Source organism: Microbacterium marmarense (assembly GCF_037204165.1).
Taxonomy (GTDB): domain Bacteria; phylum Actinomycetota; class Actinomycetes; order Actinomycetales; family Microbacteriaceae; genus Microbacterium; species Microbacterium marmarense.
Genome location: NZ_JBBDGL010000004.1, coordinates 66,961 through 82,989, shown reverse-complemented (window position 1 = coordinate 82,989; position 16,029 = coordinate 66,961). Strand labels below are relative to the sequence as shown.

The window sequence follows — 16,029 nt, the reverse complement described above, 5'->3', positions numbered from 1 at the left end:
GCGGGGCGCACTAGGCCAGATCGATCCCGCTGCCCCACTTGCCTGGTTCCGCGAGTTCCCCGTAGCGAGCGTCGACACCCGATGCAGATACCGACACTGCGCACGCGAGAAGCGACAGTGTCGGGTAGCCATGTGGGCGGTTGTCGCGGATGATCGCACGGTCATCGGTGCTGTCAAGTGTGGTGGAGCTGTCCAAGATCTCCACCCACGATGTCCACCATTTCGGATCGGCACTGAGGGGTGCCGATCGAAACTGATCGAGCCACCGCGCAATGCGCGGAGTGCTCTCATCATTGATGCCGTCATGAGCGATCATGTGGGTGCCGGGCGAGAGGGCGGTCTCGGTGAGAGCTACACCGTCCCATGTGAAGACCCTGGCGATGCCATCCGCTACCGTCACGAGGTTGAACCCGTGTGTTGCCACCGGCGCCGTCGGCAACACGCCAGAAGCGGCGTCGAGCACGATGTTGCCGCGAGAGTGCAGTTCTGATTCGGGGAGCGACGCGAGGTCGGCCCTGTTCAGCAGCACCGCGAATCGCGACGACGTCGCCTGCGCGGCAAGCCACGCGCCGCCTGCGCGCGCATCACGCACTCCGGCGATGCCGTGGTGAGTGTCGGGCCACCACTCACCGAGCCGGTCCCATGGGCGGTGCGGATCTTCGTCGCGAATCGCGAGCACGCGCACGGCGTCGTTCGGCTGAACGGGAACGCGAATGATGACTGTGCACACGCGTCAAGTCTCTCGTGCTTGAGCGAGGCCTGGCGTGCAATGATCGGAACGTGTTCATTGTGGTAGCAGTCACCGGAGGTATCGCCGCATACAAGAGCGTTCACCTTGTGAGACTTCTCGTGAAAGCAGGCCACGAGGTTCACGTGGTGCCGACTGATGACGCGCTGCGCTTTGTCGGCTTGCCAACGTGGCAAGGGGTGAGTCGCAATGCGGTGACAACATCAGTGCACGACGACGTCGCCAGCGTCAGGCACGTCGCACTTGGGCAGTCCGCAGACCTCGTGATCGTCGCGCCGGCGACGGCGAACAGCCTCGCGAAGATGGCTGTTGGCATCGCGGACAACCTTGTGGGCACGACGCTGCTCGCGACGCGCGCGCCAGTTGTGGTCGCGCCAGCCATGCACACCGAGATGTGGCAGCATCCGGCCACCGTGAACAACATCGAAGTTCTCCGCTCACGTGGTGTGGTCGTGGTCGGTCCAGAAACCGGCGAACTCACCGGCGGCGACAGTGGAGCGGGCCGAATGTCGGAGCCGGAGACGATCGTGGATGCTGCTCTTTCGGCGGCAGGTGCGGGGCGCGATCTCGCGGGGCTTCGAGTTCTCGTAAGCACCGGCGGCACGCGAGAACCGATCGACCCGGTGCGATTTCTCGGCAACCGCTCAAGTGGTCGTCAAGGGGTCGCGGTGGCGCTCGCCGCAGCCCAGCGAGGCGCGGCAGTCACGTTGGTCGCCGCACACACCGACGAGGGTGTGCTTGCTACGGTTTCAGGCCAGCGACACATTGCTCTTGAGCGCGTGAGTACGGCGCGTGAGCTCGAAGAGGCCATGCACACGCGTGCGGCCTTGAGCGACGTCATCGTGATGGCCGCGGCCGTAGCCGACTATCGGCCGGTGGAGGTGTCGTCGCACAAGCTGAGCAAGGAAGCCGCGGGCGACGGGGTGCGGTCGCTCGACCTCGCAGTCACCCCAGACATCTTGCGGGCGCTGGTTGCTGATCGCGCGAACGGGCAAACGATAGTCGGCTTTGCGGCCGAGACTCCGCAGAACGGAGAAACGCTCGTAGATCGGGGGCGTCGCAAAGCAGCGCGCAAGGGCGTCGACCTGCTTGCTGTGAACGAGGTGGGATGGTCGCAGGGCTTCGAAAGCGAAGCGAACGCGCTCACGATCATCGATCGCGCTGGTGCGGTGTTGAACGATGTCAGCGGCACGAAACGACAAGTGGCCGATGCCCTTTGGGACGCGATTGTCGTCACGCGCAGCCGGTGAACCCGCGGTGTGTGTGAACCTTAGACCGAGCACTGCGAGGCGGACCACCTGACGCTCGAGTGATTGCCGTGGGTTGTTTTGCCGAGTTTCCGCTAGACTGAGCGTCGAAGCTATACCCGGCGATGTCGCTGCTCGCAGAAGTGAGTGCCCGCGGCCGTTGGTACAGGTTTCACCCTTCGCGTTCGCGACGGCGACCGTGTCGCCCGCGGAACAGACAGCACAACCGGCTCTGGCCGGTCCTCGCCGGACTTCCGGCACTCACGCTCAGGAGGAGCATGCCGACCACGGCGTCCGCCCAGTCGTCCGCACAGCGACGCAGAAGGCCTTCATCGTCTCGTCGAGACGATGAAGCCCCGATCATCCCGATTCTCGCCCGCAAGGTGCGCGAGGTCGAAGCGAAGTCGCAGCGCGGCAAGCTCGGCCCCACGAACCGCGTGAAGTTCCAGGTGATTGCCTTCCTGGTGCGCGAAGAGCGCGCCAGAGTCAAAGCCGACGCAGACATCGCTGAAGGGTCGCGCGCTGAGCTGCTCAAGCGCCTCGACGGCGTTGCAACGATTCTCGCGAAGACCGCAGCCCGCGACACTTCGCTTATTCAGCTGTTGGAAGCAGACCAGGCCACGTCTCCGGTGGCCCGGCGCATGCGACGAGACTGGTTGATCGAATCCGGCGCCGAGTTGGCTCCCGATGAGCTCATCATCACCGATGCCAAGCCTCAATCAGCGCCCGTCGTTCCCGCTGCGCTTGCCGAGCGTCAGGTGATTCCGCCGCAGGTTGAGTCGCGCCAGATGGCGAACCCATTCCTCGCGCCAGATCTCAGCGCTCCGGCGTCGAAAGAGACGCCACGCCGTCGCCTCGACGGATGGGAGCTGATGGGTCCGCTCTACAAAGCATTTGAGATGGGCGCTGGCGGCACCAGCGCGTCGATGGATCTGCCCCCGGTGCCCGAATACGACCGTCTCTCGCCCAAGGGGCTTGAGGTCATGGTGCATCAGTCTCGATTCCTCGAGTCGGTGCGTGGCGGACACCGCACGTTCTTGCTCGCCGACGAGCCAGGTCTGGGAAAGACCGCGGAATCTGTGCTGGCAGCATCGGTGGCTGAGGCCTACCCGCTGCTGGTGGTCGTGCCGAACGTCGTCAAGATGAACTGGGCCCGCGAGGTCGAGCGTTGGACGCCGAACCGGCGGGCGACGGTCATTCAGGGCGACGGCGAAGATGTCGACGCCTTCGCCGACGTGTTCATCGTGAACTACGAGATTCTTGATCGGCACCTCGCGTGGCTCTCGTCGCTCGGGCTCAAAGGGATGGTTGTTGACGAGGCGCACTTCATCAAGAACCTCACATCTCAGCGCTCGAAGAACGTGTTGGCTCTGGCAGGTCGCATTCGCGAGCAGGTGCGCAATCCACTGCTGTTGGCGCTGACAGGCACGCCGCTGATCAACGACGTCGAGGACTTCGACGCAATCTGGCGCTTCCTCGGCTGGACTACGGGCGAAAAGCCCGGTTCGACGCTGATGGCGAAGCTCGATGAAACGGGGCTGACCCCGGCCGACAAAGCCTTCTATCCCGAAGCGCGCGACGCAGTCATCTCGATGGGGATCGTGCGCCGCAAGAAGAAGGACGTTGCCGCTGATCTGCCCGACAAGCTGATTGCCGATCTTCCCGTCGAACTCGATGATGACTTCGGTCGCTCAATCCGACAGGCTGAGCGCGAGCTCGGCGAGCGATTGGCAGCGCGCTACCGGCGCATCATCGAGGCTCGCGGCGACCGCGGTCTCGACGCCAACGAGATCGATACCGACATCGTGCGCCTCGTCGCTCAGAACGAGCTCGAGGAATCGAAGGCTGCCGGAACCGGGTCAGAGAACGTCTTCACGATGGTGCGCAAGATCGGCCAGGCGAAGGCGACCCTCGCCGCCGACTACACCGCGCAGCTGCAGCGTGCCGTGGGCAAGGTTGTCTTCTTCGCCAAGCACATCGATGTGATGGATGCTGCTGAGCAGCACTTTGCTGCCGCCGGAATCTCGTCGGTGTCGATTCGTGGTGACCAGAGCACCGCTGCGCGTCAGCAGGCGATCGATTCCTTCAACAACGATCCCGACGTGGGAATCGCGGTGTGCTCACTCACCGCCGCCGGCGTGGGACTGAACATGCAGGCAGCATCCAACGTCGTATTGGCGGAGCTTTCGTGGACAGCCGCCGAGCAGACGCAGGCCATCGACCGCGTGCACCGTATCGGGCAGGACGAACCGGTCACGGCGTGGCGCATCATCGCCGCACACACGATCGATACCAAGATCGCTGAGCTGATCGACTCGAAACAGGGGCTTGCTGCTCGTGCGCTCGATGGCGAAGCGGTCGACCCGCAGTCGAGCGACTCCGTGCAGCTTTCTGCACTCATGCACCTGGTTCGCCAGGCGCTGGGCGGCGAATAGTCCAAATGGGTGGGGCTGCGTGACCGACGCACGTCGTGTAGCCACAACTGGCGGTGAGCGCTAATGTCGGTGGAGGCAGCGTCGCCGACTCTACCCCCGACACTAGCGAGGACCACAGCATGAAGATCGGCATCCTGACCAGCGGAGGCGACTGCCCCGGACTCAATGCGGTTATTCGCGGCGTGGTGCTGAAAGCCACGACCGCCTACGATATCGAGTTCATCGGGATTCGCGATGGGTGGCGCGGTGTCGTTGACGGTGATTTCTTTCCCCTCACGCGTCACGATGTGAAGGGCCTGTCGAAGGTCGGCGGCACGATCCTCGGCACAAGCCGTACAAACCCCTACGAGGGACCTCGCGGTGGCGCTGAGAACATCGCCAAGACCCTCTACGGCCACCGCATCGATGGCATCATCGCCATCGGCGGCGAGGGCACCCTCGCCGCTGCCAATCGGCTCGCAAACGACGGCATCAACGTTCTTGGTGTTCCCAAGACGATCGACAACGATCTGCGCGCCACCGACTACTCATTCGGTTTCGACACCGCCGTGAACATCGCCACCGATGCCATGGATCGTCTGCGGACCACAGGCGACTCGCACCAGCGATGCATGGTTGCCGAGGTCATGGGGCGCCACGTCGGCTGGATCGCGCTCCACGCGGGAATGGCGGCCGGCGCGCACGCTATCTGCATCCCCGAGGTGCCCATGTCGATCGACGAGGTCGCCGACCTCGTGACGAGTGCCCACGACCGCGGCCGCGCCCCGCTTGTCGTGGTATCTGAGGGTTTCACCCTCACCGGCATGGACGAAGCCTTCAGCGATAAGGGACTCGACGCCTTCAACCGCCCACGTCTTGGCGGAATCAGTGAAGTGCTGGCTCCCGAGATCGAGCGCATCACGGGAATCGAGACGCGTGCGACGGTCTTGGGCCACATTCAACGCGGCGGCTCACCCTCCGGGTTTGATCGCGTTCTTGCAACGCGTCTGGGACTGCACACGGCCGACGCCATCATGGACGGCGCGTGGGGGCAGATGGTCGCGATGCGCGGCACCGATATCGTTCGTGTACCTTTCGCCGAAGCTCTCGGCGAGTTGAACACCGTGCCGCGCTACCGCTACGACGAAGCTGCGGCGCTGTTCGGATAATCCGGTGCGGGCGCTCGCGGCCATCGGCCGGAGCGCCCACCCCATTAACGGTCAGCGACTCCGAGTACGTCCAGCAACCACGCGAGTTCAAAAGCTCGTTCTTGCCAGGCGTTGTAGCGGCCGCTCACGCCACCATGACCGGCAACCATCTCACACTTGAGCATTGCGTCTGCGCCAACCTCGCGAAGGCGGGCAACCCACTTCGCGGGCTCGACGTACATCACACGAGTGTCGTTGAGCGAGGTCACCGCGAGGATTCTCGGGTAGTGCACTCCAGGGCGCACGTTCTCATAGGGTGAGTACGACTTCATGTATTCGTATACGTCGGAATTGTGCAGCGGGTCGCCCCACTCATCCCACTCGATGACAGTGAGCGGCAGTGTCGGATCGAGGATTGTCGTGAGCGCATCGACGAACGGAACGTCGGCGAGCACGCCTGCAAACAACTCCGGCGCCAGGTTGGCGATTGCGCCCATCAGCAGGCCACCCGCCGAGCCGCCTTCGGCCACGAGTCGGTCGGCGCTGGTGTAACGCTGATCGATCAAGTGCCGTGCGCAGCCCACGAAGTCGGTGAACGTGTTGCGCTTTGCGAGCAGCTTGCCGTCTTCGTACCACTGGCGCCCCATCTCACCGCCGCCGCGCACGTGAGCGACCGCGAAGATGACCCCTCTATCGAGTTCCGACAGCCGTGCGATCGAGAACCCCGGGTCGATCGAGTGCTCGTAGGAGCCGTATCCGTAAAGATGAAGCGGGCGCGGCTCGGATCCTGCTTCGCCGAAGGATCGCTTCCACACCAGCGAAAGAGGAATCTGCGTCCCATCCGCGGCCGGTGCCCATACTCGCGCTTGGGCGTAGTCCTCGGGGTCGTACCCACCGAGCACGGGCTGACGCTTGCGCAGATGGAGCCTTCTCGACGCGATGTCGAGGTCGTAGACGGTGCCCGGGGTGACGAAAGAGCCGTAGCCGAGGCGCAAGATCGGGGGAGCCCACTCAGGATTCCCCCCGCCGCCGACGGCATAGAGCGGCTCATCGAACTCAAGCTCATCGACGGCGTTGGTCTCGTAGTTCAAAAGACCCATGCGTGCCAGGCCGTCACGTCGATAGCCGACCACACCCCAGTCGCGGAAGGTCGAGATTCCCAGAAGTCGCTGACCCGGCTTGTGGGTGATCACGCCGGTGCGCGCACCAGCCGGGTCGGCCGCAGACACCCGCACCAGTTCGAAGTCGAGCGCGTCTTCGTTGTGGAGGATATAGAGCACGTCTTCGCCATCGATCACCGCGTGCTCGGACTCGTACTCAACACCTTCTCGCCGTGGCCACACGACCCGAGGCTGTGAGCGTAGGTCGTCGGCATCGATGAGCCACTCTTCGGACGTTATCGATGAGCCGAGGCCGATCACCAGATATCGGTCGCTTCGGGTGAACCCCGCACCTACCCAGTAGCGTTCGTCTGGTTCGTGAAACAGGGTGACATCGTGCTCGACCGGCGTGCCGAGTTCGTGCAGCAGCACGGTGTCGGGGCGCCACGCGTCGTCGACAGTTGAATACACGATGAACCGGCCGTCAGGCGAGAACCCGGCGCCCGCGCTGGTGCCGGCGATCTGGTCGGGCAGCTGCTCGCCCGTCACAAGGTTGCGCACCTGAACCGTGTATCGCTCATCGCCAGCGAGGTCGACGCCGAACAACATCAGGGTGCCGTCGTTCGACACCTCGAAGCTGCCGAGGGAGAAGAAGTCATGCCCCTCCGCCTCTTTGTTGCCGTCGAGCAAGATCTGCTCGCCATCAATGACGGTGTCTGGCGACAACTCCGGTGGCGTCCAGTCGTCGGCTGATGCGAGCGGTGCGCGACACTGAATGCCGTACTGCGATCCCTCGACCGTGCGACCGTAGTACCACCACTGGCCGCGCCGAGTCGGCACAGACAGGTCGGTTTCAAGCGTACGGCTCTTGATCTCTTCGAAGATCGTGCCCCGAAGTCCGTCAAGATGCTCGGTGCGCTTCTGGGTGTATGCGTTCTCGGCCTCAAGGTGTGAGATCACTTCCGCATCATCCTTGGCTCGAAGCCACTCGTAGCGGTCTTCGACCGTGTCGCCGTGGTGGCTTCGCGCGGTCGGCCGCGGAAGCGCAACGGGTGGATTGGGTACGGTGGTGTTGTTGTCAGCGGTCACGCCTCCACGCTAGCCGAGCGTCGTCGTTCACCGGCGTGAAATCGGATGCTGTCCTTGGCCTAACGCGAGCCCTGGACGGGTTATCTCGCGTTCGGACTGGTGCTAATTCTCTGCAGCCACAGAGCATCGTCGGGCCCTCGACGTAGGCTGAAGCTGTCATGGATGCTGAAGCAACTCGATTCGGTCAATACCCGCCCGCAGTGAGAACACTGCTGCATGTGAGCGACACGCATCTGCTTGCGGGAAACCCCCTGCTAGGCGAGCGATATGACACGATGGCGAATCTGGCGAGAACGCTCGAACGTGTCGAAGAGATGCGGCTTTCGCCCGACGCCATTGTCTTCACGGGAGATCTCGCTGACCGCGGCGAACCCGAGGCCTACCGCACTCTGCGAGAGATGGTCGAGCCGGTGGCTGAGCGAATGTCGGCACCGATCGTGTGGGTGGCAGGCAATCACGATGAGCGTTCCGTGCTTCGTCGCGAGCTACTGGGCGCTGAGCCGACCCAGGCGCCCGTCGTGTCTGTGCACGACGTGGCTGGGCTGCGTGTGATTGCGCTCGACACAACGGTGCCCGGGTGGCATCACGGCGACTTCGATGACCATCAACTGCAGTGGCTGAGCGACGTGCTTTCGACTCCCGCGCGACTGGGCACTGTGCTGGCGATGCATCATCCTCCGTTGCCTTCGCACATCCCGTTCTTCGACATTCTCGAGCTGCGCGAGCAGAAGCGGCTTGCTGAGGTGGTCGAGGGAACAGACGTCCGCGCGATTCTCGCCGGCCACCTGCACTACTCGACCAGCGGAACCTTCGCCGGGATTCCGGTGAGCGTCGCGTCGGCAACCTGTTACACGATGAACCTCGCGCGCCCCGCGACTTCGGTCAACGGCATGGACGCAGGTCAGTCGTTTCACCTGGTGCATGTATACGACGAGACGATCACGCACTCGGTCGTGCCGGTGGTCGACGCCTCGACCGCTGACTTCTTTTCTGCGGATTGGGTGCGTGAAATGAGCGCGCTCACCCCACAACAGCGGCTTGAGGCCTTTTCGCGCAAGCGCCAGTAGCAAGTCCGCGATGTATAGAACGCAGCGCCCGCTGGCCGCGATGTACACGGCCGACGGGAGCCGCACGAAGGTAGGCTCGGCACAACATCACCCGCCGAATGAAACTCACGAGGATTCAGCATCATGGCAATGGACGCAACGACGCGTACCCGTACCGAAACCGACTCTCTTGGCTCCGTCGAGATCCCTGAGGACGCGTATTGGGGGGTGCACACAGCTCGCGCGCTTGAGAACTTTCCTATCTCGATGCGACCGATCTCGGTGTACAAAGATCTTGTCGCCGCGCTCGCGATGGTGAAGCAAGCCTCCGCCAGGGCGAACCGTGAGATCGGCGTGCTCAGTCCATCGAAGGCCGATCTCATCGATCGTGCCGCGCAGCTCGTCATCGACGGCCAGTTTCACGATCAGTTCGTCGTAGGGGTCGTTCAGGGCGGCGCCGGTACGTCAACCAACATGAACGCGAACGAGGTGATCACCAATATCGCGCTTGAGCTTGCGGGTCGTGAGAAGGGCGACTATGCCTATCTGTCACCTATCGATGACACCAACCGCAGCCAGTCGACCAACGATGTCTACCCGACGGCGATCAAGCTCGGTCTCAGCCTTGATCTGCTGACTCTGCTCGAAGAGCTCGACCTTCTGCGTGGCGCCTTTCTGGCTAAGGCCGTGGAGTTTCACGACGTGCTGAAGGTCGGGCGCACCCAGTTGCAGGACGCCGTGCCGATGACCCTGGGGCAGGAGTTCCACGGTTTCGCGACAACCCTGGGCGAGGACTATCACCGGCTCAGAGAGAACGCGTACCTGCTTTACGAGATCAACATGGGCGCGACGGCAATCGGCACCGGCATCACTACGCATCGAGACTACGGCGAAGCCGTGCTCCGCCATCTGCGCGAGATCTCGGGCCTCGACCTCGAGACAGCCACCGACCTCGTCGAGTCGACGAGCGATACCGGCGCATTCATGTCGTTCTCTTCGACACTCAAGCGAAATGCCATCAAGCTGTCGAAGATCTGCAACGACCTGCGACTGCTCTCGTCTGGTCCGCAGGCAGGCTTTGGCGAAATCAACCTGCCCGCCCGCCAAGCGGGCTCCAGCATCATGCCTGGAAAGGTCAATCCTGTGATCCCCGAGGTGGTCAATCAGGTTGCCTTCTCGGTCGCTGGAGCAGATCTTACGGTGACGATGGCGGTCGAAAGCGGTCAGTTGCAGCTGAACGCCTTTGAACCGATCATCGCCCACTCCATATTCCAATCGATCACGTGGATGCGTCGCGCTATGCGCACTCTTCGCGTGAACTGCGTCGACGGCATCTCGGCGAATCGCGAGCGACTGGGCGCGATGGTAGGGGCTTCGGTGGGCGTGGTTACCGCGCTGACGCCGTTCATCGGCTACGCCGCATCGGCGGCGCTCGCGAAGACTGCGCTTCTGACCGGCCGTAATGTTGGCGACCTGGTCGTCGAGGCGGGTCTGATGACTCGTGACGCGGTCGACAAGCAACTTTCACCGGCACGTCTATCTGGACTCGAAACGGCGACCGCGGCGATACCGGTCATGTTTGTGGATGAAACAGGCTTCGCCACCGTTCCTGAGGGGCGCACTGGCGCGCAGGCCTGATCGAGGCAGTGTTCTTTGCGCAGAACCGACTGAGACCGATACCGTCGTGTCGTAGTCCGTTGAAAGGAATGCCATGACCGATCCGCAGAGCCCTGATTCGACGCCTCGTCCAGCTGAGGGAGAGGCATCGGTTCCGCCAGCGCCTGCCCCGCCGGCATATGTGCAGCCGCCACCGGCCTACAACCCGGGTTCGGTTCCGCCCTACGGCGCGCAGCCAGGTTCTGGCCAGCCCTATGCGGCTGCGCCGCCGGCTGCATACGGACCCGCCGCAGGCGGTGCCGTTCCCGGAAAGACACTCGGCATCGTCGCCTTCGTGCTGTCGCTGCTGCTCTTCCAGCTGATTGCCTTGATTCTTGGAATCGTGGCACTCGTGCAGAGTAAGAAAGCCGGCGCGAAGAACGGGTTCGCGCTCGCGGCGATCATCATCAGCTCTGTGACGATGGTGCTCGGGTTGATCTTCTTGGCGATCTTCCTGGCGGTCGTGCTGCCGACGCTTGCCATGGGAGCAGAGGAGTTGTATTCATTCTGCTTGGCGAACGGCCCAGGTGTTTACGAGACGAACGGCATCGAGATCGACTGCGGCGAGATCCTCGATCAGTAGCCGATCACTCGTGACAACGGCTGCCCGCACTGCGCGGGCAGCCGTTGTGCGGTTAATCCGTGACCCGACAGTGTGTGGTCAGCGACCCGATGCCGTCGACACCGACCGTCACCGTAGAACGGTCGCGGATGAAGACTTGCGGATCGCGCGAGTAGCCTGCGCCACCCGGACTTCCCGTCGAGATCAAAGTGCCTGGAAGCAACGTCGCCGATTCTGACAGGCTTGAGACGAGGGTCGCGACCGAGCGAACCATCTGCGCGGTTGATCCGTCTTGCATCGTCTTGCCATCCAGAACCGTCCAGATGTGCAGATCTTGCGGGTCGGGAACTTCATCGGCTGTGACGACAAAGGGCCCTGTCGGCGTGAACCCGTCGAATGACTTGCACCGAGACCACTGAGCTTCGGAGTACTGGATGTTGCGCGCGGTGATGTCGTTGACCACCGTGTAACCCCACACGTGCGATAGCGCTTCTTGAGCTGAGACGTTCTTCGCGGGGCGCCCGATGATGACCCCGAGTTCGGCTTCGTAGTCCACCGCCTCGCTGAGTGAGCGTGGCCAGGTCGTGGTTGCGTCGTGGCCGGCCAGCGAATTGGGCCAGAGTACGAAAACCGTCGGCGTCGCATCGGTTTTGAGGCCAAGCTCGCTCGAGTGTGCGGCGTAGTTCAATCCGATAGCCAGAATGACCGGGGGAGTAAGGACGGCCGAGGCGAACTCGACGCCGTCCAGGCTGAAGCGATCGGAATGGGATGACGCAGCACTTCCCACGCGCTCGAGCAACTCATCGCCACCAGCGATCAGCTCTTCGAGCACACGTGGTGCCCCGTCGAAGAGCTCGTGCACGAAGATGCCTTCGCTCCCAAGCACCAGAACGAGCTGGGGGGCCGCCGCGGGTGTGGGGACGACGTGGGCGAAGCGCATGATTCAAATCTACCCGGGGGCGAAGCCAGCGAGGTTGCATGTGTCACGCGCATAGGCTGAAGGCTATGACGAGTGATCTGGGTGGCGAACGTTCGCGCCCGTCTTTGACACCGCCCGATTATCCTTCTGCGCTGGCTGGCCCGGGTCCTGGCCACCCCGCCCACATCCCGCGCCCAGAACACGCGCCGCTCGAAGTGCCGGTTGCCCCGCGTGCAGGCCGCACCGCTCCGCTGTGGATCATCGGTGTGCTGGTGCTGATTTCTGTCGCGCTCGTTGGCTACTTTCTGACCAACCTCGGCGCGGTCTCATCGATCATCGGCATGGTGCTTGCGCTGATCCCGCTGGTGGTTGTGCTCTTTGCTGTGCGGATCATCGACAAATGGGAGCCTGAACCGTTAGGGCTGTTGATCCTGGCCGTCGCGTGGGGTGCGATCGCGGCCGTGGGCATGGCGCTGGCAGCCGACTTCGTGATCACCTTGCTGATCGGATACGACGGTTCTGCACTTCGCGAGGCCTTCTCGACGGTCATCCAGGCGCCTGTGGTGGAAGAGTTTGCCAAAGGGCTCGGGGTGTTCTTGATCTTCCTCACGGCTCGCCGAGCGTTCGATGGACCCGTCGACGGCATTGTCTACGGAGCGCTCGTTGGCGCCGGCTTCGCCTTCACCGAGAACATTCAGTACTTTGCGATCAGCTTCATTGAAGGTGGTGTGGTCGATACTTCGGCTACGTTCTTCATTCGCGGCATTCTCTCGCCGTTTGCTCACGTCATGTTCACGAGCATTACCGGCTTCGCCCTTGGTCTTGCCGCGAGGCGAGGCGCCGCGCTCGGGCCGGCGGCCGGAGCCTGGGTGATCGGAATGATGGGTGCCACCGCGCTGCACGCGCTGTGGAACGGTTCCGCCATGTTCGGCGATTTCTATGGCCTTTATCTCACCCTGCAGGTGCCGTTGTTCGTCATGTTCATTCTGGGAATCATCGCCCTGCGCAAAGAAGAGACACGTCTCACACGGCGCCGCCTTGGCGAATACGCCGCGGCGGGGTGGTTCACCGAGCAAGAGGTCGACATGCTCGCTACGCCTCCGGGGCGCAAGGCAGGTCTTGAATGGGCGAAGACGCTGAGAGGCGATCGCACCGCGTTGATGGAGAGGTTCATCCGGGATGCTACGGCGCTTGCAGCTGCCCGCCAGCGTGCCCTCTCTGGACGCGATCCGCACGCTGATCAAGACGAACGCGCGCTGCTGGCGAGCACTGCCGCGTCGCGTGCGGCATTGTTTGCGCTGTGAGGTCTTGACACGGGCGCACAGGCTGGGCATCCTGGAAACAGATCAACTCAACGCTCGGGCGACACGCCGGCTATGCCGCGGCCCCGAGCGTTGAGTCTTGTTCGGGGCTGTTCGTTGATGTCAGCGACTACGCAAACCGGTGATCGCGTGCTTGGATAGACACATGACTGACGACCGCACCAAGCCCGAATTCGACGCACCCGAGGGCCCTGCCCCCACAGAACTCGTTGTTCGCGACATCATCGTCGGCGACGGCGCTGAAGCAAAGCCCGGCGACACTGTCACCGTGCACTACGCAGGAGTCGAGTACGAATCCGGAGAAGAATTCGATTCGTCCTGGAACCGCGGCGAGACAATCCAGTTTCCGCTTCGCGGCCTGATCCAGGGCTGGCAGGACGGTATCCCAGGAATGAAGGCTGGCGGACGCCGTGAACTCGTCATTCCTCCCCACCTCGCCTACGGTCCCGCAGGTGGGCACTTCTTGGGTGGCAAGACTCTCGTCTTCATCATTGATCTGATCTCGGTCGGCTGAGCCCAACACGTTTCAAAGAGAAGGGTGGATGCTGCGGCATCCACCCTTCTCTTTTCAAGTTTTTTCATTCATGGGAATAGATGTCTTGGCGTCTTGTTGGGGCAAGGGAGCGCAAGTGCGCCACACCCCAAAACTGTGAAGGATTACCACCATGGCAGAAACAATGATCGACGTTCCCGGGTACAAAGCTGGCACCTGGGTGTTGGACCCCTCTCACAGCGAGGTGACCTTCAGCGTTCGTCACATGATGATCTCGAAGGTGCGCGGCAGCTTCGGAGTAAAGAGCGCGACGATCGTCGCGCCCGAGAACCCGCTCGAAGCCCGGGTCGAGGCGACTGTTGATGCGTCGTCGATCGACACGAACGACGAGGGTCGCGACACACACCTGCGCTCGGCTGACTTCTTCGACGTTGAGACCTACCCCACGATTGAGTTCCGTTCGACCGCTACTCGGGTCGAAGCTGGCGACCTTTTCGTTGATGGCGATCTCACCATGCACGGCGTCACCAAGCCCGTCAGCTTTGAGCTAGAGCTGGGAGGCTTCGGTGTTGACCCGTGGGGAAACTACAAAGCAGGCGCCACTGCCACGACCGTGGTCAACCGCGAAGACTTCGGCCTCACCTGGAACGCGGCGCTCGAGACCGGCGGAGTGCTCGTAGGCAAAGACATCACCATCACGCTTGACTTGCAGGGATCGCTCGAGCAGTCCTGATCGCGGTTAGGAAGCGGGTGTCGGGCGCTCGGCACCCGCTTTCTTCGTGTCGGACGGCATCGATCGAGAGCTGCCAAGTCGCAGGCGATTCTGTGCGAGCAGAATGCCGACGAACACGATCACTGCGCCGGCCGGCTCGTTCCAGGTGAAGTGTTCGCCAAGAATGAGCACGCCCAGCAGCACCCCGACAAGCGGTGTGATGTATGTGACGGTGGATGCGCGTGTGGGACCCCAGGCGCGCACGGTGTTCTGGTTCCACACGTACACCACGCCGGTTCCCAATACCCCCAACAACAGCACGCAGACGATGATCCACGGGGTCAGCTGCACTGGCGTGAGAATCAGCACCGGAGAGAGCGCGAGCATGATCGCTGCCGCGATGCCGATGTTGAGAAATGAGAACATCACCGCGCTCATGCCGGTGTTCGCAACGAAGCGGCGCATGTAGGCGAGGCTGAATCCGTAAGACGCGGTCGCGCCTAGCGCGGCAAACTGAGCCACGATGCTCTGCGACAGATCGAGGCCTTGCCAAGGTGCGATGATCACCACTACCCCAGTGATCCCGAGCGCGATGCCAGCAACTTGCGCGGGCTTGAGCTTCTCCACGCGAAGCACGAGCCCGGCCATGACGGCCGTCATGATCGGCGTGGTTGCGTTGTAAATGCTCGCCAACCCTGATGTGACATGCTGCTGCGCCCACGAGAACAGCAAGAACGGCACCACGCAGAACGTGATCGCGAGCACAAACATGTGGCCCCAGATCCGCAGAACGCGCGGAAGCGGCTCGCGGCGGATGAGAACGAACAATCCCAGTGCGAGTGCGCCCAGCACGAGTCTTGACCACACCACCTGTGCGGGTGAGAGCCCGTCGAGGGCGACCTTCATAAAGAGGAAGCTCGACCCCCACACCAGCCCCGCGAGCACGAACTGCACCGCCACCGAGACCTGGAGTCGTGACGGGGCATCAGGCAGGGGCGTAGGGCGGGAGACGCTGGGGGTGGGCACGTGCAGACTCTAGTCGTGCGTGAGTGCGTGCTGGCGCGTGCCGCAGTGCAACGACCGAAATCCGCTGAGGTATGACTGTTCGCCGCGTGTTCGGGGATCAACTCTCGGGCTGGTAGACTCTTGAGGTTGCCGTTTGATCGGCCGCGGATAAGAGAGCTCACGCATCAGGCGATGGGCGCCGCGCAACGAACAGAGAGGGGATCACCTATGGCACTGGAAGCAGACGCTAAGAAGGCGATCATCGAAGAGTACGCGACGCACCCCGGTGACACCGGATCCCCCGAGGTGCAGGTCGCGATGCTGACGCAGCGCATCAAGGACCTCACCGAACACCTCAAGGAGCACAAGCACGACCACCACTCGCGTCGTGGTTTGTTCCTTATGGTCGGTCAGCGCCGTCGTTTGCTCGGCTACCTCCAAGACGTCGACATCAGCCGTTACCGGTCGTTGATCGAGCGTCTAGGACTGCGCCGCTAGTCGCACCAGCGTTCAATCGCCTTTTTCAAGAAGTCGTCCCACGGTGTGGGGCGACTTCTTTTTTTGCGTG

14 protein-coding genes are annotated in these 16,029 nt (G+C 62.8%); 10 read left to right on the top strand and 4 right to left on the bottom strand.

Translation table 11 applies throughout. The annotated features are described in order from the left end of the window. Positions 1-10: 10 nt before the first annotated feature. A complete protein-coding gene (locus WDU96_RS12030) occupies positions 11-730 on the bottom strand; it encodes an NRDE family protein (protein WP_337338766.1) in 720 nt (239 codons plus the stop codon). Positions 731-780: 50 nt separating this feature from the next. On the opposite strand from WDU96_RS12030, the gene coaBC reads away from it, so the two are divergent. The 3 genes from coaBC to WDU96_RS12015 all read left to right on the top strand — a co-directional run bounded on the left by coaBC (position 781) and on the right by WDU96_RS12015 (position 5,578). Then, a complete protein-coding gene (gene coaBC, locus WDU96_RS12025; RefSeq protein ID WP_337338765.1) occupies positions 781-1,998 on the top strand; it encodes a bifunctional phosphopantothenoylcysteine decarboxylase/phosphopantothenate--cysteine ligase CoaBC in 1,218 nt (405 codons plus the stop codon). 275 nt (positions 1,999-2,273) lie between these two features. Next, positions 2,274-4,430 (top strand): DEAD/DEAH box helicase, encoded by a 2,157-nt coding sequence (locus WDU96_RS12020; RefSeq protein WP_337338764.1) that lies wholly within the window; start codon positions 2,274-2,276, stop codon positions 4,428-4,430. A gap of 119 nt (positions 4,431-4,549) precedes the next feature. After that, positions 4,550-5,578, top strand: coding sequence for an ATP-dependent 6-phosphofructokinase (locus tag WDU96_RS12015; protein WP_337338763.1), 1,029 nt, complete (start codon positions 4,550-4,552; stop codon positions 5,576-5,578). Between the two features lie 44 nt (positions 5,579-5,622). Here the strand turns inward: WDU96_RS12015 and WDU96_RS12010 are convergent, their stop codons facing one another. After that, positions 5,623-7,746: a S9 family peptidase gene (locus WDU96_RS12010; RefSeq protein ID WP_337338762.1), complete on the bottom strand. Its 2,124-nt coding sequence runs from the start codon at positions 7,744-7,746 to the stop codon at positions 5,623-5,625. A 158-nt stretch (positions 7,747-7,904) separates the two neighbouring features. On the opposite strand from WDU96_RS12010, the gene WDU96_RS12005 reads away from it, so the two are divergent. The 3 genes from WDU96_RS12005 to WDU96_RS11995 all read left to right on the top strand — a co-directional run bounded on the left by WDU96_RS12005 (position 7,905) and on the right by WDU96_RS11995 (position 11,031). Continuing rightward, the gene (locus WDU96_RS12005) at positions 7,905-8,813 is read left to right on the top strand and encodes a phosphodiesterase (RefSeq protein ID WP_337338761.1); all 909 of its coding nucleotides are present in this window, start codon (positions 7,905-7,907) and stop codon (positions 8,811-8,813) included. A gap of 123 nt (positions 8,814-8,936) precedes the next feature. Then, complete coding sequence (locus WDU96_RS12000; protein WP_337338760.1) at positions 8,937-10,430, top strand: aspartate ammonia-lyase; 1,494 nt, start codon at positions 8,937-8,939, stop codon at positions 10,428-10,430. Between the two features lie 73 nt (positions 10,431-10,503). Next, on the top strand, positions 10,504-11,031 hold the full coding sequence (locus WDU96_RS11995) for a DUF4190 domain-containing protein (RefSeq protein WP_337338759.1): 528 nt from the start codon (positions 10,504-10,506) through the stop codon (positions 11,029-11,031). Positions 11,032-11,083: 52 nt separating this feature from the next. Here WDU96_RS11995 and WDU96_RS11990 read toward each other — a convergent pair whose 3' ends face one another. Continuing rightward, positions 11,084-11,950 (bottom strand): fumarylacetoacetate hydrolase family protein, encoded by an 867-nt coding sequence (locus tag WDU96_RS11990; protein ID WP_337338758.1) that lies wholly within the window; start codon positions 11,948-11,950, stop codon positions 11,084-11,086. 65 nt (positions 11,951-12,015) lie between these two features. On the opposite strand from WDU96_RS11990, the gene WDU96_RS11985 reads away from it, so the two are divergent. The 3 genes from WDU96_RS11985 to WDU96_RS11975 all read left to right on the top strand — a co-directional run bounded on the left by WDU96_RS11985 (position 12,016) and on the right by WDU96_RS11975 (position 14,477). Next, entirely contained in the window at positions 12,016-13,233 is a 1,218-nt protein-coding gene (locus WDU96_RS11985; protein WP_337338757.1) for a PrsW family intramembrane metalloprotease, read from the top strand. Positions 13,234-13,396: 163 nt separating this feature from the next. Further along, positions 13,397-13,765 carry an FKBP-type peptidyl-prolyl cis-trans isomerase gene (locus WDU96_RS11980; RefSeq protein ID WP_337338756.1) on the top strand — a complete coding sequence of 123 codons (369 nt, stop codon included), beginning with the start codon at positions 13,397-13,399 and terminating at the stop codon, positions 13,763-13,765. A gap of 151 nt (positions 13,766-13,916) precedes the next feature. After that, the gene (locus tag WDU96_RS11975; RefSeq protein ID WP_337338755.1) at positions 13,917-14,477 is read left to right on the top strand and encodes a YceI family protein; all 561 of its coding nucleotides are present in this window, start codon (positions 13,917-13,919) and stop codon (positions 14,475-14,477) included. Between the two features lie 6 nt (positions 14,478-14,483). Here WDU96_RS11975 and WDU96_RS11970 read toward each other — a convergent pair whose 3' ends face one another. After that, entirely contained in the window at positions 14,484-15,482 is a 999-nt protein-coding gene (locus tag WDU96_RS11970) for a DMT family transporter (RefSeq protein WP_337338754.1), read from the bottom strand. Between the two features lie 207 nt (positions 15,483-15,689). Here WDU96_RS11970 and rpsO point away from each other — a divergent pair, with 207 nt between their 5' ends. Then, positions 15,690-15,959 (top strand): 30S ribosomal protein S15, encoded by a 270-nt coding sequence (rpsO, locus tag WDU96_RS11965; protein WP_337338753.1) that lies wholly within the window; start codon positions 15,690-15,692, stop codon positions 15,957-15,959. Positions 15,960-16,029 lie beyond the last annotated feature (70 nt).